We start from the raw sequence: 19173 nt of genomic DNA on the forward strand, positions 1-19173 counted from the left end.
CGCATGTTCACGTTTTGTGTCAACGGATTTGCCGAAACTCTAGATCGGCAGGTACAAGACCTCATCCCCGGCCTGCAACGGCGGATCATGCGGCGGGCGCACCAACAGCGCGTTTGCCTGGGCCAAAACGCTGAGCAGCGAACTGTCCTGATCCTCACACACCCGAATGCCGGTTTCGTCCAGGACCGACCGCATGTAATGCTCGCGCGGACCGTTGGCCGCGACCGGTTCCACAAGTCTGGCGCGTTTGAACGGGGTCAGGACCTCATCCAGGCCCAACATTCGACGAACCATGGGGGCAAGGAACAGATACCCGCACACCATCGCGCTGACAGGGTTGCCGGGCAGGCCGACCATGGCCGCGCTGCCCAGACGACCGGCCATCAGCGGTTTGCCGGGGCGCATCCGGATCTTGTAGAACGACCGCTCCATCCCCAATCCCTGCGATACGTCCGAAACAAGATCATAGTCTCCGACCGAAGCGCCACCGATGGTCACGACAAGATCGGCACCGTGTGCCAGGCCAAATGCCGTTTCCAGAGACGCCACGGTATCCTGCGCGATGGGCAACACACGCACATGCGCGCCGAGCCCTTCCAGAAGGGCCTGCAGGCCGAACGTGTTCGACGCTATGATCTGATCCGGTCCCGGTGTCTCGCCGGGCATGACCAGTTCGTTTCCGGTCGAGATCAGGGCAACGACCGGTTTTTGCGCGACCGGGACCTGCGCAATGTTCATCGCGGCCATCAGGGCGACATCTTCGGGTCGGATCGGGCGCGGCGCCGAGATGGTGGTGCCCGCGGCGAAATCCACACCTGCCGGGCGAATATTGGTCTTGGGTTTTGGAGTATCCGTGATGGTTATCAGGTTGTCCCGCCGCTCGACATCTTCCTGAATGACAACGAAATCGGCGCCGTCGGGTATCGGAGCTCCTGTAAAGATGCGCACGGCCTGACCGGCGCCGACCGTGCCGTCAAAGCGGCCGCCCGCAGTGGCTTCGCCAATAACCTTGAACATCGCGTGCAGTTCGACCTCGGCCGCCTTGACGGCGTATCCGTCCATCGACGATGCGGCAAACGGAGGTTGATCCCGTGTAGCCGTCACGTCCTGCGCCAGAACGCGGCCAGCGGACCGTGCCAGGGGAACCTGTTCGATGGGCGTCGGTGCAACCAGATCGAACAGCAGGGCGCGTGCGTCCTCTACGCTGATCATGTCGCCTCGTAACGCCCTGATTTACCCCCATCTTTCAGCAGAACTCGGATGCCGCCAATCTCCATCGCCTTATCGACAGCCTTGGTCATGTCATAAACGGTCAGCGCAGCGGTCGAGACGGCTGTCAGCGCTTCCATTTCCACACCCGTCTGACCGGATGTCTTGACGGTGACCTCGATCTGAACGCCGGGCAGATCGGGGTCAAGCGTCAACTCCACCGCGACCTTGGTGACCGGTAGTGGATGGCACAGCGGGATCAGGTCTGGTGTCTTCTTGGCGCCCATGATGCCCGCCAGACGGGCAACGCCCAGGACATCCCCCTTTTTTGCGCGGCCTTCCGAAATGATTTCAAAGGTTTCGGGCGCCATCCTGATGTGCCCCGCGGCGATGGCCACGCGATCGGTCATCGCCTTATCCGACACATCCACCATATGGGCTTGTCCCTGCGCGTCGAAATGAGTCAGCGGCATCACATCACTCCGGGGATCAGAGGGTTGGCCAGCAGGTGGCGCGTAGCCGAGGCCACATCGTCCTGCCGCATCAGGCTTTCACCGATCAGGAAACACCGCGCGCCATAGCGAGCGATGTCGGATAGGTCTTCGGGCGTGTTCAGCCCGCTCTCACACACGATGGTCCGGTCTGCTGGCACCAGCTTGGACAGCCGTCTCGTTGTATCAAGAGTGGTCTCGAACGTCTTGAGATTGCGGTTGTTTATCCCGATCAAGGGGCTTTTGAGCAGGGCCGCGCGGTCCAGTTCAGCCTCGTCATGTACCTCGATAAGGACGTCCATGCCCCAGTCAAATGCCGTCTGCTCCAGCTCGGCGGCTTGTTCGTCTTCGACCGATGCCATGATGATCAGAATGCAGTCCGCCCCGAGCGCGCGCGCCTCGACCACCTGATAAGGGTCATACATGAAATCCTTGCGCAGCGCCGGTAACGACGTCGCCTCGCGGGCTTGCGTCAGGTATTCCTTGGCTCCCTGAAAACTGGGCGTGTCCGTCAGGACAGACAGACAGGCGGCACCGCCTTCCTCATAGGCCTGTGCCAGAGCCGGAGGATCGAAATCGGGCCGGATCAGCCCCTTGGACGGGCTCGCCTTTTTGACCTCGGCAATCAGCCCGTAGCCTTGGCGCGAAGCGTGTTGCAAGGCCTTGACAAACCCTCGCACCTCGGAGGCGTCTCTGGCTTCGCCTTCCAGTGTTTCCAGAGACTTATGCGCCTTGTCTGCAGCGATTTCGTCGAGCTTGTAGGCCTTGATTTTATCCAGAACGGTCTCGGTCATGCGGCTTCCTGTGTCATGCGGGCCAGCGCAGTTATTTTGTCCTTGGCGCGCCCGCTGTCTATGCTCTCTGCCGCTTTTGCGACACCGTCACGCAGGTCCGCTGCGGCATCTGCAACGACCAGCGCTGCCGCTGCGTTCAGCAAAACCGCGTCGCGATAGGCCGAGGCTTGGCCATCCAGCAACGCCCGGAACGCACCGGCATTCTCTTCGGGTGTGCCGCCGATAATGTCGTCAAACGGGTGGACTGGCAGACCGGCGTCCTCGGGATGCAATTCGACCATCTTGACGACACCGTTCTCCAACGCCGCCACCCAGCTGATACCGGTAATGGTCAACTCGTCCGTCCCGTCAGAGCCGTGAACCAGCCAGGCGTGCTCGGCACCCAGCAGACCCAGGGTTTCGGCCATCGGGCGGATCAGGTCGCGACTGAACGCCCCGGTCAACTGGCGCTTTACGCCCGCGGGGTTGGTCAGGGGGCCGAGGATGTTGAAGATTGTACGCGTGCCCAGTTCCTGCCGGGACGGCATGACATGTGCAATGGCCGGGTGATGCATCGGGGCCATCATAAAGCCGATGCCGACTTCTTTCAGCGCCTTTTCAACGGTTTGCGGTCCAACCATAACGTTGATACCCATCTGACCCAGCGCATCTGCCGCCCCGGATTTCGAGCTCAGGTTTCGGTTGCCATGCTTGGCCACGGTTACGCCCGCTCCGGCCACGACAAAGGCCGTCGCGGTCGAGATGTTCAGGGTGCCTTTGCCGTCACCGCCGGTACCGACGATATCAATTGCCCCGTCAGGTGCCGAGACCGCGTTGCACTTGGCCCGCATCACTGCGGCGGCGGCAGCGTATTCATCCACCGTTTCACCCCGCGTCCGCATCGCCATCAGCAATCCGCCAATCTGGCTGGGCGTCGCTTCGCCATCGAACAGAATGCCAAAGGCCTGTTCGGCCTCGGCGCGGGTCAACGGGCGATCGGCCGCGGCTCCGATCAGCGGTTTCAGGGCGTCACTCATGCGGGGACTTTCAGTTCTTGCAGGAAGTTCTTGAGCAGGGCGTGCCCATGCTCGGACGCAATCGATTCCGGATGGAACTGAACGCCATGGATCGGCAATTCCTTGTGTTGCAAGCCCATTATGGTGCCATCTTCCAACTCGGCCGTGATCTCGAGGCAGTCGGGCAGGGTGTCGCGTTCAACAACCAGAGAATGGTATCGGGTGGCTTCAAAGGGCGAAGGCAGCCCGGCAAACACCCCTTTGCTGGTGTGACGCATGGTTCCCATCTTTCCATGCACAATCTCGTGGCAGCGAATGACCTTGCCGCCAAAAACCTGACCGATGGTCTGATGTCCAAGGCAGACGCCCAGCAAAGGCGTTCGTGTCTCAGCCGCAGCCTGCGTCAGGGCCAGACAGATCCCGGCCTGATCGGGGTCACAGGGGCCGGGGCTCAGCAGAATGCCAGCCGGGTTCATGGCCATCGCTTCCTGCACATCCAGCGCATCGTTGCGACGAATGACCATTTCGGCACCAAGTTCGCCCAAATAATGTACCAGGTTGTAGGTAAACGAGTCGTAGTTGTCGATCAGCAGCAGCATTGGGCACTTATCTCGGCTTGGGCATTTCAGGCTGGCGATGCAGCACCGGGCCACGGTATAATGTCCGGACATACATGCTCAGGCTTGTGCGGCAGCGTCAAGAGGACATCCCGTTCCCGATGCGCCCTCAGGCCGAGTGTCGCGGCAGACGGCGCAAAGGTGAGCGAGCAGGACAAGAGGCGAAAGGCAAGAGCAATGGGCGGATTTGTCGGAGGAATGATCGCAGGAGCGGTCGTTGTTTTGATATTGGGCGCGGTGTTGTCGCTGAACACTCCGCTGACCAACAAAACGGTTGTGACCACGCAGGCACCGGAACCGGCTGCGCTTGAGGCCCCTGAGGCTCCGACCGATGTGGCCGAGGCCGGATCCGACGCGGATCTGGTGGAGTTGCCGCCGCATGCGCCGAAAGCCGCCGAAGAGGTGTCCGATGATCTGGCCGATTTGTCCGGCATCGAAACCGGATCCGACGATCAGCCGACCATTGGCGGCGCGGCGCAGGGTCTTGCACAGCCGGAACAGCCAGGGTCTGCCGAAGTTTCCGTTGTGACCGAAGCACCGACGGCGCCCCCGTCTCCCAGTTCTGCGCCTTCAGCCCCTCAGGAAGACAGCCAGCCCGTCGTGATTGACGAAACACCTGAGAGCCCGACCGAGTCGGAGACGCAGGATGTGGCGGTGCTTGAGCCCGAGCCACAGCCCGAAAATCTGCCGGCCACGCCGGACGCCGCACAAGAGGATGAGGACGAAAACCCATTCGAAAACAGCCCTATTGCTGCGGAAGGGGAAGAAGAGGTCTTACCGCGCGAGCTGCCTCGGATAGCGGCACTGCCGCAGATTGGCGGGGACGAGTCGACCAGTGACAACTCGATCGTGGGCACACGTGTGGTCCCCTTGACCGATCGCGACGACGAACCTGTCAATGCGGACTCTGGCGGTAGCGCTGCACCGGGCAAGCCAATCGAAGCTTTTGCAGCAGCGTTTGAAAACCCCGAGGCCAAGCCGTTGATGTCGATCATTCTGATCGACGACGAAGGGGCGTTCGGTGCCGAGGCTTTGCAGGATTTCCCTTATCCAATCAGCTTTGCGGTGAGCCCGTCAGACCCTGACGCCGCCGAAAAGATGGCCAAGCACCGTGCGGCCGGATTCGAAGTTCTGGCCATGGCGGATCTGCCCGAGGCCGCAAGTGCGCAGGATGCCGAAGTGTCGCTTTCTGTCTGGCTGGACACGTTGCCTGAAACGGTGGGTATTCTGGAAGGCGTTGGGACGGGCATTCAGGGCAATCGGAAACTCGCCGATCAGGTTGCGGCGATTGCAGGCGGGACCGGGCGTGGCCTGATCACGCAGGACAATGGCCTGAACACGGTCCAGAAACTTGCGGCGCGCAATGGTGTCCCGTCAGGTGTCATATTCCGGGATATTGACGGCGCCCGGCAGGACCCAAAGATCATGCGGCGGTTCCTGGACCAGGCTGCATTCCGTGCGGGTCAGGAAGGGACAGTCGTGATGCTGGGCCGGGTCCGCCCCGAGACGATTTCAGCCTTGTTGCTCTGGGGGCTGGAAGATCGCGGCAGCCGTGTGGCGATGGCTCCGATCTCGGCGGTCATGATGCGGGAAATCCAGTAGATTGATCTAACAGACCTGTAGAGACCCGGAGCGGCATTCGACAGATGCCACCCGTTTGTGTCAGCTGTTGCCAGACCCGGTGAACCTTGCGGCATCCGCAGCCGCGCGGCGGATCGCGTTGGATTTGTGGACGGTCTCCATGTACTCGGCCTCGGGATCACTGTCGTAGACGACGCCGCCGCCAGCCTGAATGTAGAGCTTGTGATCCTTCACGATGGCCGTGCGCAAGGCGATGCACATATCCATGTCTCCGCCGGCGCTGAAGTACCCGACGCCACCGCCATAGACGCCGCGTTTTTCCGGTTCCAACTCGTCGATGATTTCCATCGCACGGACCTTGGGCGCGCCTGAGACCGTTCCGGCGGGCATTCCGGCAAAAAAAGCGTCCAGCGCATCCTTGTCCTCGGCCAGTTCACCGACGACGTTTGACACGATATGCATGACGTGGCTGTACCGTTCGATGATGAACTCTTCGGTCGGGCGGACGGTGCCGATCTTTGCCACGCGCCCTGTGTCATTGCGACCAAGGTCCAGCAGCATCAGATGCTCTGCCAGCTCCTTTTTGTCGGCCAGCAGATCGACCTCGTTCGCCTTGTCTTCTTCGGGCGTGGCCCCGCGCGGGCGTGTGCCCGCGATGGGGCGGATCGTGACCTCATTGCCGAAGACGCGCACCAGGATTTCGGGGCTTGCGCCGACAACCTGAAAGCCGCCGAAGTTGAAATAGAACATGAACGGCGACGGGTTCGTGCGCCTGAGTGACCGATAAAGCGCAAAGGGTGGCAGGGGAAAGTCCTGCGCCCACCTTTGGGCCGGGACAACCTGAAAGATATCACCCGCCCGGATGTAGTCCTTGGCCTTCTCGACCGCCTCCATGTAACCGGATTTGGTAAAGTTGGAGACGGGTGGCGCGACATCATGGGCCTCGCCCAGATCGCGAGTCTCGGCTGGCATGGCGCGCTCCAGATCGCGCACCGCGTCCATCACCCGCTCGGCGGCTTGTGCATAGGCGGCTTTGGCCGACTGGCCGTCACTGACCCAGGCCGGAGAAACAACGGTCACTTCGCCCTTCACGCCATCCAGAACCGCGATGACCGACGGGCGCATCATGATCGCATCGGGCAGGCCCAAGGGATCCGGGTTCACATCCGGAAGGTACTCCACCAGCCGCACCATGTCATAGCCCAGATATCCGAACAGACCTGCCGCTGCCTGCGGCAGATCATCAGGCAGGGCGATGCGGCTTTCGTCCAGCAGGGTGCGCAGGTTGTCCATCGGGTTGCCACCCTGCGGGGTGAACGCCTCGGCATCAAACCGGGCAGAGCGGTTCAGCGCCGATGCCTTGCCCTGACACCGCCAGATCAGATCCGGCTTCATTCCGATGATCGAGTAACGCCCGCGTATCTCACCGCCGGTCACCGATTCCAGCATGAACGCGTCTTTCTGTGCGCCCGTCAGTTTAAGCATCAGCGAAACCGGGGTGTCCAGATCGGCGGCCAGACGCGTGTATACGACCTGGTTTTCGCCCGCTTCATAGGCGCGCGCGAAGCTGTCGAAATCGGGTGTCAGGGCCATGATGGTCTCGTCTAGTAGCTCGCCTGCACGGCGTTCAGTGCCTGCTGATCAATGATCGGGCGGGCCCGGCTCTGGGCATCGCGGACAAAAGCGTCGAAAATGTTCTGGGCCAGGGCCTGATCCATCTGCGCGGACAGGGCGTTCTGCATCTGGCGCAGTTCGTCGGTCTCCGCCGGGGGCAGTATCTCGTCGAGCCGCACGATCAGCGCGGTGTTGATACCGTCGAGAACACGCAGTTCGCCGGGTTCCATCTGAAAGACGTCACCCATGAAATCCGCCGGGACGTCTTCGAGGAATGCGGTGCGGGTCAGGGCGTTTTCCACCCGGAAGGGCAGGCCGGTTGCGGTGAAATCGCCGTCCGTGGCCAGCGTCGTCAGAACCGAGTTGGCCTGATCCTGAAGGGCTGCGTTGGTCTCGGCCTGCAGCCATGCGGCGGCCACACGCTCACGTGCGCTGTCCAACGGTTCCGGGCGACGGGGCAGCACCTCGTTCAGGCGCAGGGCAAAGATCGATCCGTCTTCCAGAAAGGCAACCTCGGGAAAATCGCCTTCGCGCACCGCTTCGGCTGCGGTTCGGAACCCGTCATAGGCGGCGACCTCCTCGGTGCTGTCGCGGGTCCAGTCGATCTGACCCAGCTCCATTTCGGTCTCGCCAGCCAGTTCTTCCAGGGTCGCGCCGCCGGCCAGCATGTCGTTGATGTCTTCGGATTGCGCCTCGATCAATCGGCGCGCCCGGTCCGACGCAAGTTCTTCGCGCAGGTCAGATTCGGCGTCCTCGAACGGCACATTATTGGCCGCCAGCGATCCGTTGATCCGGAACAGCGCGGGGCCAAATACGGATGGCAACGGACCGACAACCGTGTCCAGATCGGCGGCAAAGATTGCATCGGCGGCATCACCCAGATCTTCGCGTGTCACGTCGCCGAGATCGATATCGCTCAGTTCAAGCTCGCGGTCGCGGACCAGCTGTTCAAAGGTTGTTCCGCCGACTTCCAGCTGTGCCTTGGCGTCATTGGCCGCCGCCTCATCAGGGAAGTTCAGTCGCTCGACCAGACGGCGTTCCGGTTGCTGGTACTCAGCCGACCGTTCATCATACAGGCGGCGCAGCGAGTCTTCGTCCACGCTAATGCCATCCAGCAACATGTCCGGGGACAGAATGGCATAGGTCAGACGCTTGGTCCGGGGCAGGGTGAACAGGTCGGTGTTTTCATCATAATAGGCCTGAACCTGCGCGTCAGTCGGATCCGCTATCGGGGCGGTCAGCGCGTCGGTGCCGACGGTGGCAACGGTAAAGCTGCGCCGGGCGCCGATGTAATCCGTCAGGGCGTCTGTCAGCGTCACCGGCATCTCGACACCGCTCATCACCGCGCCTTGTACGATGGTACGTGCAGATTCCTTGCGCAGGTCGGTTTCAAACTCGGTGTCGGTCATACCGACCTGTTCAAGCTGAAAGCGATAGGCCTCGCGGTCAAAGGTGCCGTTTACCCCCTGAAATGCCGGGATCGCCACAATCTCGCGCTGCAGGTTTTCATCTCCGATGGAAATACCGAGCTGCCCGACCTCGTTGTCCAGAGCCGCGAGCGCCGTCAAGCGGGACAGGGCCAGTTGCTCCAGGCCAAGTTCACGGGCCTGCGCCATTTGCAGCGGCTGACCTGTCTGGGCCTCGACAGCACGGATTTCCCGCTGCAATTCACGGACATAGGCATCGACTGAAACACTCTCATCCCCGACCTGAGCGACCGTGCGGACCGTGCCGCTGAGATTGGTCGCGCCAAACCCTGCGAGACCCAGGAACAAAAGGCCCATCAGAATCCAGACAAAGGTTTTGGAAAGACTGTTTTTGCCTGCGGCCATGGTGCCCTCTTCGTGCGTTTGCGACGGGACCATATCCCGTCGGTTGCGGACCTGAATACGATGGGTGCCGCCGGGGGGCAAGCTCAGAAGGGCAGGGCCTGCAGCCGATCGAACAATTGGCCAATACCCACGCGGTCGAGATTGGCAAATGCGATACGCACCTGTTGTTTGCCCGCCGGATCGTGAGCCGGCATGAACATGGTGCCGGGCAGCAGAAGAATCCCAGCCTCAGCCACCAGCCGACGCGCCAATTCATCGGATGGAATGGCGAACGGATGTTCCAGATAGGCGAAATAAGCGCCCAACCCCAGCAATCGCCATCCCTGTGCCGTCAGTTTTGGCATGCCTTCTGAAATGGCGGCGCGGCGATCCAGGATTTCGTGCCGTTCACCTGCAAGCCATTGGGGCAGGTTTTGCATGCCCCACAGCGCTGCGAACTGACCGATCTGGCCGGGGCAGATCGCGACCGTGTCGAGAAATTTTTCGATCTCGGACAACAGCGCCGCGCTCGTCGCAATCGCCCCGACGCGATGTCCTGTCAGCCGATAGGCCTTGGAAAACGAATAGAGGTGGACCAGTGTTTCATCCCAGCCCGGCTGTTGAAACAGGTCATGCGGGGGGCCGCTGCGGCTGTCGAAATCGCGGTATGTTTCGTCGACCAGCAGGCGAAGGCCGGTGTCGCGCGCCAGATCATAAAAGGCCCGGACCAGATCGGACGGGTACTCGACTCCACCGGGATTGTTGGGAGTCACCAGTGCAATCGCGCGGGTCTTGTCAGAGATCAGAGCGCGGGCTTTGTCCGGGTCAGGCAACAGATCATCACCAGTGGGCAGGTCGACGGCGTGAACACCTACCATATCCAGCCACATTTTATGGTTGAAATACCAAGGCGTTGGCAGGATAACCTCGTCCCCTTGATCGGTGATTGCTGATATCGCCGCTGCAAATGCCTGATTGCAGCCCGACGTGATGGCAACCTGTTCCGGCACGACCTCGGCATCGTAATGCCCGCCGATCTGACGTGCCAGTTCTCCGCGCAGATCAGGATTGCCCAGAACCGGGCCATAGAGATGCGCCTCATCTGTATTGACCGCAAACTCTGCCATCGCCTGGCGCAGAGCCAACGGAGGTGGATCGACCGGCGCGGCCTGGCTGACATTGATCAGCGGCCGGTCGGCCGAAAACTGAACGCCGTCCAGCCAGCGGCGCGCCTCCATCACCGGAGGCGCAAACGTGGCGGCAGTTCGTGTTTGAGGCATACCATTCCCTGATGTGTCAGTGGGCCGTCGCGGTCCGTTCAGAGGTTATTTGAGGCAAGGGCTGAGTCCGCAGGATGTCAATCCGTCCCTCGATACGGCTCGACATATTGCAACGCCATATCCCAGGGGAAGAAAATCCAGGTGTCCTGGCTGACCTCGGTGATGAACGTGTGCACCATGGGGCGCCCTTTGGGTTTGGCGTAGACCGTGGCGAAATGCGCCTTGGGATACAGATCGCGGACAAGCTCCAGCGTTTTGCCGCTGTCGACCAGATCGTCGATGATCAGAATGCCTTCGCCATCGCCCATCAGGGCGGCATCCGGTGCCTTTAGCACCTCGGCCTCGCCCTGTTCCTGATGGTGATAGGACCGCACGCTGATCGTGTCGACGGTGCGAATATCAAGTTCGCGGCTCACGATCATGGCGGGGGCCATTCCGCCCCGCGTGATGGCGACAACCGCCCGCCAGGCACCGTCATCGGGGCCTTGCCCGTCCAGACGCCAGGCCAGAGCACGGGAGTCGCGGTGGATCTGGTCCCAGCTGATGTGAAAACCCTTTTCGTGGGGCAGGCGGTCCTTGGCGCTCATCCCGTTACCCCTTTTCGACGTCCGGTGCGTCGACAGCTTTCATGCCGACGATGTGATAGCCGGAATCGACATGCAGGTTCTCACCGGTCACGCCGCTGCTGAGATCAGACAACAGATAGAGGGCCGATTTGCCGACATCGTCGATCGTCACGTTCCGTCGCAGGGGCGAGTTATACTCGTTCCACTTCATGATATAGCGGAAGTCCCCGATACCGCTGGCCGCCAGCGTCTTGATCGGGCCGGCAGAGATCGAGTTGACCCTGATACCGTCCTTGCCCAGATCCTCGGCCAGATATTTGACCGATGCCTCAAGCGCGGCCTTGGCGACGCCCATCACGTTGTAATGGGGCATGACCTGCTCTGCGCCATAATAGGTCAGGGTGACGGCGCTGCCGCCTTCGGACATCATCTTTTCCGCGCGCTGCATCACGGCGGTGAAAGAGTACACTGACACATCCATCGTCAGATTGAAGTTTGCCCGGCTGGTATCGACATACCGGCCCCGCAGCTCGTTCTTGTCCGAGAACCCGATGGCGTGGACAACAAAATCCAGCTGACCCCATTTCTCTTCGAGCGAGGAAAACAGCGCATCAATTGACGCCTCATCGCTGACATCGCAGGGCAGAACAATTTCGCTGCCCAATTGCATGGCAAGTGGATCGACGCGCTTTTTCAGCGCATCGCCCTGATAGGAAAAAGCCAGTTCGGCGCCTGCATCGGACAGAGCGCGGGCGATACCCCATGCGATTGATTTGTCATTGGCCAGTCCCATGATGAGGCCGCGCTTGCCGGCCATCAACTGATTTGACATGTTTGGTTCTCCGCCTGTCGTCGCGATGTGTTGGGTTGGTTTATGCCATTGGTTGCGCTGCATCAAGGCCGTGCGCTCTTGCTCAGGCTATGATCTCGTCATAGGTTCGACCTCAGTACTTTCCAGGGGATGGAAATGAGCGAACGCGACGGTGTCTTTGCCGGTGCTGACCCGTTTGAGATTGCGGGGCGGTGGCTGGCTGAGGCTGAAGAAACGGAACCGAACGACCCCAACGCAATCGCGTTGGCAACGGTCGATGCCGATGGCATGCCGAATGCACGGATGGTCTTGCTCAAGGAAATCGAACCGGACGCATTTGTGTTTTACACCAATTATGAAAGTGCAAAGGCCGGGGAACTGGATGGTGCGGGCAAAGCCGCATTTGTTATGCACTGGAAATCTTTGCGGCGACAACTTCGTGTTCGTGGTACAATAACCCGTGAGAGCGGGGCGCAGGCGGACGAATACTATGCCTCGCGGTCCTTAAAAAGCCGGTTGGGGGCTTGGGCATCGCGTCAGTCTCAGCCGCTCAGCAGTCGAACTGCGTTGATGGCTGAGGTCGCAAAAGTGACCGCGAAACTGGGCCCCAATCCGCCTCGCCCCCCATTTTGGGGCGGGTACAGGTTAACGCCTACCGAGATCGAGTTTTGGGCCGATGGCGCGTTTCGGCTGCACGACCGGTTCAGATGGCAAAGGGAAGAACCGGGTTCCGCGTGGCAAGTGCAGAGGTTAAATCCATGACGTTCACGTATCGCGAAATGCAAGGATCAGAAAACAGTAGATTTTTTCGGCTTGAATTTGCTACCCATTGCCATAAACAACGAACCCTTAACGAACACGAAAAACTCGCGATGGGGAAACTGTGCCGGATGATCTGAACAACATGTACCGCGTACGTGGACACGTGAAATGGTTCGATCCCGCAAAGGGGTACGGTTTCGTTGTGTCCGACGAAGGCGGTCCGGATATTCTGTTGCATGTGAACGTGTTGCGAAACTTTGGTCAGAGTTCCGTCGCGGATGGCGCCGGGATCGAGATCATGACGCACCGCACGGATCGCGGTGTGCAGGCGGTTGAAGTGATCAGCGTCGATCCCCCCGTCCGTGCGGACACGATGATGCTGGCGGATTTCGCGGAGCTGGATCCGAATGAGATTTCGGCTGCGCCGCTGGAAGCCGCCCGGGTCAAATGGTTCGACAAGGGCAAAGGGTTTGGGTTCGCCAATGTCTTTGGTCGCGGAGAGGATGTCTTTCTGCACATTGAAGTTCTGCGCCGTTCCGGCCTGGCCGACCTTCAGCCCGGCGAAGCCCTGGCCATGCGCGTGATCGACGGTAAGCGGGGACGTATGGCAGCCCAGGTCTTGGCCTGGGAATCGGCACTGGACGACTGATTTGCCATGATGCGATTGCTTGCGGGTCTGGCGGTTTTGACAATGCTGTGGACCGGGAGCGTGATGGCGGCGTGTCGTCCCGACCGTGTGGACCTCAGGAATGACAAAAGCCAGGTGCGGTTCGATGTCGAACTCGCCGTAACGCCACAGGAACGGTCGCGCGGATTGATGTTTCGCGAGTCGCTGCCCAAGAGCGCGGGGATGCTGTTTGTTTTTGACCCGCCACAGCCGGTGGCGTTCTGGATGAAGAACACGCTGATTCCCCTGGACATGATTTTTCTGGACCGGACAGGGCGCGTCACGCATGTGCACGAGGGCGCGATACCCGGCGATCTGACACCGATCGAAGGTGGCGATTCGGTCTATGCCGTTCTTGAGATCAATGCGGGTTTGTCCTCTCGCTACCTGATCGACGCCGGCACCCAGATGCGGCACGAAGTTTTTTCGCAAGGTCCTGCGATTTGGCCTTGTTAGGGCTTTTCAAATCCAAAAGGCATCGTTAGGAAGGCGCACGGTCCGGGGCGTGGCGCAGTCTGGTAGCGCACCTGTTTTGGGTACAGGGGGTCGTGAGTTCGAATCTCGCCGCCCCGACCACTTCGCTCCCTTAGGATAGTGATCCGCCCATCGCCTCGTAAAGCGCGCTGATGGCCCGATCCAGTGATTTGCTTTCCACCGGAACTTCGACGGTCGATCCTGATTTTTGCGGCACCTTGAAGTACAGTTGCGCATCCACCTGGTATCCGGCTGTGTTTTTTGTCGAGGTCAGGCGCATGACGCTGTGCGGCAGGTCTTGCGGAGAGCCATCGTAATTGAGAATCAAATAGGCCGTCGTGTCGGGGGGCAACAGTTCGCGGCACTCAAACACGCCGTTCCTGACTTTCTCAAACGTTTCGCCCGGCCCGGCGCAACTGGTTTCGAAGGTGTCGAACAGTTTCTCGGGGTATTGCGCGAACTGGGCGCTGCGTGATGCGTTGGGCACATTTTGTGGTGCACATGCCACGAAAACAGTCAGGACGGGCAATAGGCGAAACAGCAGCATCCGTTTGTAAGTCCTCACTCATTTGCGCTACGTCCTGCGCAACGTGTCCATCTCTGCGCTGCAGCAGCGCTGATTCTGTGACAGCCTAGCCATCTTTGTAGTGGTTGATCAAACGGCGATAACTATGCCGGTAAACACAGCAATTTCTTTTTGCGTTTTGGCAGATCGGCGGAAAATCGCCGCGTAGGACCCGGGGCGGGAATCGGAAATGCGAAAACCGCTACTCCCCGCGGGGCTCAGGTCAACACAAAAGATTTCAAAAATGACCGAAAAATGACATTGACGTTGTAGGGGTGGATACGTCAGATTGTGTAGGCCAAACATGACGCCACTACATCTGGTATTCAATCCAGGGAAAGGCGCAGGTAAGGGACGGAACGCACACCAACTTATTGTGCAACCGCTTGGACGGTTTTGCGCTGCTTGCGGCAGCGTCCGGTCCTTTGCGCCTGTCAGGTTCGGCTAGGTGGGCGGCTTGATATTTCACGAGCCCGAAGCCGGGTAGACGGTCATTAATTCGAAGGCAGCGGACATGAAGATTGACAGAAAATTCACCAAATCCGGGCAGGATGCTTACGCAGATCTCGATTTCGTTTCGGCGACCTCAGAGATCCGGAACCCGGACGGGACCATCGTCTTCCGCCTCGACGACATAGAAGTCCCCTCAAGCTGGAGTCAGGTTGCCAGCGATGTGATCGCGCAGAAGTATTTTCGCAAGGCCGGCGTTCCGACCAAGCTGAAAAAGGTCAAAGAAAAGGACGTCCCCGAATTCCTGTGGCGCTCGGTGCCGGCAGACGGTGCCGAATTCGATGGGGAAACCTCGTCCAAGCAAGTGTTCGACCGCCTTGCCGGCGCATGGGCCTATTGGGGCTGGAAAGGCGGCTATTTCTCGACCGAGGAGGACGCGCGCGCCTACTTTGACGAGATGCGCTATATGTTGGCGACCCAGCGCGCCGCACCGAACTCGCCGCAATGGTTCAACACCGGTCTGCATTGGGCTTATGGCATCGACGGACCGGCGCAGGGCCACCACTATGTCGACTACAAAACCGGCAAGCTGACCAAGTCGAAATCCGCCTACGAGCATCCGCAGCCGCATGCCTGCTTCATCCAGTCCGTGCAGGATGATCTGGTGAACGAAGGCGGCATTATGGATCTGTGGGTGCGCGAGGCGCGCCTGTTCAAATACGGATCGGGCACCGGCACCAATTTCAGCCATTTGCGCGCGGATGGCGAAGCGCTGTCGGGTGGCGGCAAATCCTCGGGCCTGATGGGCTTTCTCAAGATCGGCGACCGCGCCGCTGGCGCGATCAAATCAGGCGGCACAACCCGTCGAGCAGCAAAGATGGTCATCGTCGATGCGGATCACCCGGATATCGAGCAGTTTATCGAATGGAAGGTGATCGAAGAACAGAAGGTGGCCTCGATCGTTGCCGGATCGAAGATGCACGAAAAGATGCTGAACGGCATTTTCGAGGCTATCCGCAGCTGGGACGGTGCGCAGGACGATGCCTATGATCCCAACAAGAACGACAGCCTGAAAACAGCCGTTCGTGAGGCGAAAAAGGTCGCGATCCCAGAAACTTACATTAAACGCGTGCTCGATTACGCCCGGCAGGGGCACGACAGCATCGAGTTCCCGACCTATGATACAGACTGGGATTCAGAAGCCTACAGTTCGGTTTCGGGTCAGAACTCGAACAACTCGATCCGCGTGACCAATACCTTCCTGAAGGCGGTTGAAAAAGACGCAGATTGGGAACTGATCAACCGGACAAACGGCGAGGTCGCCAAGACGGTCAAGGCGCGCGATCTGTGGGAAAAGGTCGGCCACGCGGCATGGGCCTGCGCCGATCCCGGCATCCAGTTCCACGACACCGTCAACGAGTGGCACACATGCCCCGAAGATGGTGAGATCCGCGGTTCGAACCCGTGCTCGGAATACATGTTCCTCGATGACACGGCCTGTAACCTGGCGTCGATGAACCTGCTGACCTTCCTGAAGGAGGGGGAGTTCCAGGCGGCGGACTACATGCACGCCTCGCGCCTGTGGACTCTGACGCTGGAAATCTCGGTGACCATGGCGCAGTTCCCTTCCAAGGAAATCGCCAAGCTCTCCTATGATTTCCGCACCTTGGGTCTGGGTTACGCCAATATCGGCGGCCTGCTGATGAACATGGGCTACAGCTATGACTCGGATGAGGGCCGCGCTATCTGTGGCGCGCTGACGGCGATCATGACCGGCGTGGCCTATGCCACCTCGGCTGAGATTGCCGGTGAGCTGGGGGCCTTCAAAGGCTATGAGCGCAACGCAGACCATATGCTGCGCGTTATCCGCAACCACCGCCGTGCGTCGCAGGGTGTGACCGAGGGTTATGAGAAACTGGCCGTGAAGCCGGTCCCCTTGGACCACGGCAACTGCCCGGACAAGCGTCTGGTCGATCTGGCCATGTCGGCCTGGGACGAGGCGTTGAGCCTTGGTGAGAAGAACGGTTACCGCAACGCGCAGGCCACCGTGATCGCCCCCACCGGCACCATCGGTCTGGTGATGGATTGCGATACCACCGGGATTGAGCCGGATTTTGCGCTGGTGAAGTTCAAGAAGCTGGCCGGGGGCGGCTACTTTAAGATCATCAACCGCTCGGTGCCGTCGGCATTGGAGAAGCTCGGCTATTCCTCCTCTCAGATCGAGGAGATCGTCAGCTACGCAGTTGGTCACGGCACCATCGGAAACGCGCCGGGGATCAACCACACCTCGCTGACCGGTCACGGCTTTGGCCCCAATGAGCTGGCGAAGGTGGACGCGGCGCTGGAAAGCGCATTCGACATCCGGTTCGTCTTCAACCAGTGGACACTGGGTGAGGACTTCTGCACCGGCGTGTTGGGCATCCCTGCGACCAAGCTAAACGACCCGACCTTCGACCTGCTGCGCCATCTAGGCTTTACCAAAGCCGATATCGATGCGGCGAACGACCATGTCTGCGGGACGATGACGCTGGAAGGTGCGCCGCATCTGAAGGAAGAGCACTATTCGATCTTCGACTGCGCCAACCCGTGCGGCAAGAAAGGCAAGCGTTTCCTTGGAGTTGACAGCCACATCACCATGATGGCGGCGGCGCAAAGCTTCATTTCGGGCGCAATCTCGAAAACGATCAACATGCCAAATGATGCGACCATCGAGGATTGCCAAAAGGCCTATGAGCTCAGCTGGTCGCTGGGTGTGAAAGCCAACGCGCTGTATCGCGATGGCTCGAAACTGTCGCAACCTTTGGCGGCGGCACTGGTCGAGGATGACGACGAGGCGGCGGAAGTGCTGGAAAGCGGATCGGCACAGGAGAAGGCCGTCGTGCTGGCCGAGAAGGTGATCGAGAAGGTTGTGGTCAAGGAAATGATCCGCAGCCATCGCGAGAAGCTGCCGCATCGCCGCAAGGGCTATACCCAGAAGGCCATCGTCGGTGGACACAAGGTTTACTTGCGCACCGGTGAGTTCGAAGACGGCAAGTTGGGTGAAATCTTCATCGACATGCACAAGGAAGGTGCGGGCTTCCGGGCGATGATGAACAACTTTGCCATCGCGGTGTCGGTTGGTCTGCAATACGGCGTACCGCTGGAAGAATTCGTCGACGCCTTCACCTTCACCAAGTTCGAACCGGCAGGGATGGTGCAGGGCAACGACTCGATCAAGAACGCGACGTCGATCCTCGATTACATCTTCCGCGAATTGGCCGTGTCCTATCTGGACCGCACCGATCTGGCCCATGTGAAACCCGAAGGCGCAACCTTCGACGATCTGGGGCGCGGCGAGGACGAGAATGTCTCGAACGTCTCGGAAATCAGTGACAGTGCGGCGTCAAAGTCCTTGGAAGTGCTGAAACAAATCAGCTCGACCGGGTATCTGCGCAAGCGGTTGCCGCAGGATCTGGTGGTGTTCAACGGTGGCCAGGCTGAGGTGAACGGCATGGCTGAAACAGCCGCTCAGTTCGAGGTTCAGAGCGAAACCACCGTGGTGGCCGAGGTTGCGACCGGAATGGATGCCCGCACCAAGGCCAAGATGCAGGGATACGAGGGCGACCCCTGCGGTGAATGCGGAAACTACACGCTGGTGCGCAATGGCACCTGCATGAAATGCAACACCTGCGGCGCAACCAGCGGGTGTAGCTGAGAAAAACGCCCCGGCAACCCGGGGCGTAGGGACCGGGATACCCCTCGGAACACCGGTCCCGACGAATACGGAGCATGGCAAAGCCTGAGACTTACCCAAGGCGCCTTGCTCCACTCGGCCAGCATGCCCGTGCTGGCCGGGAACAGGGTGGGGCGGAATATCGGTCCTTCCCACTCTCTCACGGGACGGGTGCGCTCGTCTCATGCGACGTCCAGGCCGCAGGCAAAAAAACACCGGGCGGTCAACGAAATGAGCCTGGATGGCGAAACTCACAGGGGGCTTCGGCCCCCTTTTCTTTTTCAACCCCGAGTCGTGTTTTTGAGCAGAGCCTTGCCGGGTCATCGCTAACGGGTCGGGCAAGAACCGCCGAGCGACGGTAGGGGCATTTCGTGCAGCGGGGGATTGCGGATGCGACTCGGTCAAACACGCGGAGATTGGCGCGAATTGGTCAGTATCCCGGAATGCGGGTGACGCCGGGTGGGTCGCCGGTGTCTTTGGTGCCTGTCCGGACGAAAATACTCGAAAACTCACTCAGGAGGCACGATAATGAAACCGCAAAAACTGGCTGTTCTGTCAGCAATCGCACTTGGCCTGCCGACGCTGGCCGCAGCGCAATCCTCTGCGGATGCAAACGGGGATGGCGTTCTGACCATTGAAGAAGTTCAGGTCATCGCACCCGAGGTGGATACCGACAGCTTCTCGACCATGGACGCCAACGGTGACGGCGCATTGGATCCCGATGAGATCGCAGTTGCGCAAGAAGCGGGGCTATTGCCGCCAACCAATGGCTGA

At 60.1% G+C, this 19173-nt stretch carries 17 protein-coding genes and 1 tRNA gene; 7 read left to right on the forward strand and 11 right to left on the reverse strand.

Going from position 1 to position 19173, the window contains the following annotated elements:
- Window positions 1-39: 39 nt before the first annotated feature.
- Genes ACR3E0_RS09745 through ACR3E0_RS09765 form a run of 5 tightly spaced genes read right to left on the reverse strand, consistent with a single transcriptional unit; the run spans window position 40 to window position 4088 of the window.
- A complete protein-coding gene (locus ACR3E0_RS09745; RefSeq protein WP_480478491.1) occupies window positions 40-1212 on the reverse strand; it encodes a molybdopterin molybdotransferase MoeA in 1173 nt (390 codons plus the stop codon).
- Window positions 1209-1682 (reverse strand): cyclic pyranopterin monophosphate synthase MoaC, encoded by a 474-nt coding sequence (moaC, locus tag ACR3E0_RS09750; RefSeq protein WP_480478493.1) that lies wholly within the window; start codon window positions 1680-1682, stop codon window positions 1209-1211. The genes ACR3E0_RS09745 and moaC overlap by 4 nt, the downstream gene beginning before the upstream one ends.
- On the reverse strand, window positions 1682-2494 hold the full coding sequence (gene trpC, locus ACR3E0_RS09755) for an indole-3-glycerol phosphate synthase TrpC (protein ID WP_480478495.1): 813 nt from the start codon (window positions 2492-2494) through the stop codon (window positions 1682-1684). Before trpC ends, moaC begins: the two co-directional genes overlap by 1 nt.
- On the reverse strand, window positions 2491-3510 hold the full coding sequence (trpD, locus tag ACR3E0_RS09760; RefSeq protein ID WP_480478497.1) for an anthranilate phosphoribosyltransferase: 1020 nt from the start codon (window positions 3508-3510) through the stop codon (window positions 2491-2493). The genes trpC and trpD overlap by 4 nt, the downstream gene beginning before the upstream one ends.
- Window positions 3507-4088 carry an anthranilate synthase component II gene (locus ACR3E0_RS09765; RefSeq protein ID WP_480478499.1) on the reverse strand — a complete coding sequence of 194 codons (582 nt, stop codon included), beginning with the start codon at window positions 4086-4088 and terminating at the stop codon, window positions 3507-3509. The genes trpD and ACR3E0_RS09765 overlap by 4 nt, the downstream gene beginning before the upstream one ends.
- 216 nt (window positions 4089-4304) lie before the next feature.
- Between ACR3E0_RS09765 and ACR3E0_RS09770 the strand changes: the two genes are divergently transcribed.
- Complete coding sequence (locus tag ACR3E0_RS09770) at window positions 4305-5708, forward strand: divergent polysaccharide deacetylase family protein (protein ID WP_480478501.1); 1404 nt, start codon at window positions 4305-4307, stop codon at window positions 5706-5708.
- Window positions 5709-5768: 60 nt separating this feature from the next.
- Here ACR3E0_RS09770 and trpE read toward each other — a convergent pair whose 3' ends face one another.
- From trpE to fabI, 5 genes are all read right to left on the reverse strand, one after another.
- Window positions 5769-7280 carry an anthranilate synthase component I gene (trpE, locus tag ACR3E0_RS09775; protein ID WP_480478503.1) on the reverse strand — a complete coding sequence of 504 codons (1512 nt, stop codon included), beginning with the start codon at window positions 7278-7280 and terminating at the stop codon, window positions 5769-5771.
- A gap of 11 nt (window positions 7281-7291) precedes the next feature.
- Window positions 7292-9133 (reverse strand): peptidyl-prolyl cis-trans isomerase, encoded by a 1842-nt coding sequence (locus ACR3E0_RS09780; protein ID WP_480478505.1) that lies wholly within the window; start codon window positions 9131-9133, stop codon window positions 7292-7294.
- 83 nt (window positions 9134-9216) lie between these two features.
- The gene (locus ACR3E0_RS09785; protein WP_480478507.1) at window positions 9217-10392 is read right to left on the reverse strand and encodes an aminotransferase; all 1176 of its coding nucleotides are present in this window, start codon (window positions 10390-10392) and stop codon (window positions 9217-9219) included.
- Between the two features lie 77 nt (window positions 10393-10469).
- A complete protein-coding gene (gpt, locus tag ACR3E0_RS09790; RefSeq protein ID WP_170434914.1) occupies window positions 10470-10979 on the reverse strand; it encodes a xanthine phosphoribosyltransferase in 510 nt (169 codons plus the stop codon).
- 4 nt (window positions 10980-10983) lie between these two features.
- Window positions 10984-11790 (reverse strand): enoyl-ACP reductase FabI, encoded by an 807-nt coding sequence (fabI, locus tag ACR3E0_RS09795; protein ID WP_480478509.1) that lies wholly within the window; start codon window positions 11788-11790, stop codon window positions 10984-10986.
- A 135-nt stretch (window positions 11791-11925) separates the two neighbouring features.
- Between fabI and pdxH the strand changes: the two genes are divergently transcribed.
- From pdxH to ACR3E0_RS09815, 4 genes are all read left to right on the forward strand, one after another.
- Window positions 11926-12531: a pyridoxamine 5'-phosphate oxidase gene (pdxH, locus tag ACR3E0_RS09800; RefSeq protein WP_480478511.1), complete on the forward strand. Its 606-nt coding sequence runs from the start codon at window positions 11926-11928 to the stop codon at window positions 12529-12531.
- Between the two features lie 142 nt (window positions 12532-12673).
- Window positions 12674-13180 (forward strand): cold-shock protein, encoded by a 507-nt coding sequence (locus tag ACR3E0_RS09805; RefSeq protein ID WP_480481008.1) that lies wholly within the window; start codon window positions 12674-12676, stop codon window positions 13178-13180.
- Between the two features lie 6 nt (window positions 13181-13186).
- Complete coding sequence (locus ACR3E0_RS09810) at window positions 13187-13654, forward strand: DUF192 domain-containing protein (RefSeq protein WP_480478513.1); 468 nt, start codon at window positions 13187-13189, stop codon at window positions 13652-13654.
- Window positions 13655-13697: 43 nt separating this feature from the next.
- A tRNA-Pro gene (locus ACR3E0_RS09815) sits at window positions 13698-13774 on the forward strand.
- Between the two features lie 10 nt (window positions 13775-13784).
- On the opposite strand, the gene ACR3E0_RS09820 is transcribed toward ACR3E0_RS09815, so the two are convergent.
- Window positions 13785-14219 carry a hypothetical protein gene (locus tag ACR3E0_RS09820; protein WP_480478515.1) on the reverse strand — a complete coding sequence of 145 codons (435 nt, stop codon included), beginning with the start codon at window positions 14217-14219 and terminating at the stop codon, window positions 13785-13787.
- Window positions 14220-14751: 532 nt separating this feature from the next.
- Between ACR3E0_RS09820 and ACR3E0_RS09825 the strand changes: the two genes are divergently transcribed.
- A complete protein-coding gene (locus ACR3E0_RS09825) occupies window positions 14752-18381 on the forward strand; it encodes a vitamin B12-dependent ribonucleotide reductase (protein WP_480478517.1) in 3630 nt (1209 codons plus the stop codon).
- 546 nt (window positions 18382-18927) lie between these two features.
- A complete protein-coding gene (locus tag ACR3E0_RS09830) occupies window positions 18928-19173 on the forward strand; it encodes an EF-hand domain-containing protein (RefSeq protein WP_480478519.1) in 246 nt (81 codons plus the stop codon).

This window comes from Ruegeria sp. AJ12 (assembly GCF_056536245.1).

Excerpts from the sequence above, each read along its gene's own strand:
- ACR3E0_RS09745 (WP_480478491.1), bottom strand. The coding sequence starts at position 1,212 with ATGATCAGCGTAGAGGACGCACGCGCCCTGCTGTTCGATCTGGTTGCA.
- moaC (WP_480478493.1), bottom strand. The coding sequence starts at position 1,682 with ATGCCGCTGACTCATTTCGACGCGCAGGGACAAGCCCATATGGTGGAT.
- trpC (WP_480478495.1), bottom strand. The coding sequence starts at position 2,494 with ATGACCGAGACCGTTCTGGATAAAATCAAGGCCTACAAGCTCGACGAA.
- trpD (WP_480478497.1), bottom strand. The coding sequence starts at position 3,510 with ATGAGTGACGCCCTGAAACCGCTGATCGGAGCCGCGGCCGATCGCCCG.
- ACR3E0_RS09765 (WP_480478499.1), bottom strand. The coding sequence starts at position 4,088 with ATGCTGCTGCTGATCGACAACTACGACTCGTTTACCTACAACCTGGTA.
- ACR3E0_RS09770 (WP_480478501.1), top strand. The coding sequence starts at position 4,305 with ATGATCGCAGGAGCGGTCGTTGTTTTGATATTGGGCGCGGTGTTGTCG.
- trpE (WP_480478503.1), bottom strand. The coding sequence starts at position 7,280 with ATGGCCCTGACACCCGATTTCGACAGCTTCGCGCGCGCCTATGAAGCG.
- ACR3E0_RS09780 (WP_480478505.1), bottom strand. The coding sequence starts at position 9,133 with ATGGCCGCAGGCAAAAACAGTCTTTCCAAAACCTTTGTCTGGATTCTG.
- ACR3E0_RS09785 (WP_480478507.1), bottom strand. The coding sequence starts at position 10,392 with ATGCCTCAAACACGAACTGCCGCCACGTTTGCGCCTCCGGTGATGGAG.
- gpt (WP_170434914.1), bottom strand. The coding sequence starts at position 10,979 with ATGAGCGCCAAGGACCGCCTGCCCCACGAAAAGGGTTTTCACATCAGC.
- fabI (WP_480478509.1), bottom strand. The coding sequence starts at position 11,790 with ATGTCAAATCAGTTGATGGCCGGCAAGCGCGGCCTCATCATGGGACTG.
- pdxH (WP_480478511.1), top strand. The coding sequence starts at position 11,926 with ATGAGCGAACGCGACGGTGTCTTTGCCGGTGCTGACCCGTTTGAGATT.
- ACR3E0_RS09805 (WP_480481008.1), top strand. The coding sequence starts at position 12,674 with ATGTACCGCGTACGTGGACACGTGAAATGGTTCGATCCCGCAAAGGGG.
- ACR3E0_RS09810 (WP_480478513.1), top strand. The coding sequence starts at position 13,187 with ATGATGCGATTGCTTGCGGGTCTGGCGGTTTTGACAATGCTGTGGACC.
- ACR3E0_RS09820 (WP_480478515.1), bottom strand. The coding sequence starts at position 14,219 with ATGCTGCTGTTTCGCCTATTGCCCGTCCTGACTGTTTTCGTGGCATGT.
- ACR3E0_RS09825 (WP_480478517.1), top strand. The coding sequence starts at position 14,752 with ATGAAGATTGACAGAAAATTCACCAAATCCGGGCAGGATGCTTACGCA.
- ACR3E0_RS09830 (WP_480478519.1), top strand. The coding sequence starts at position 18,928 with ATGAAACCGCAAAAACTGGCTGTTCTGTCAGCAATCGCACTTGGCCTG.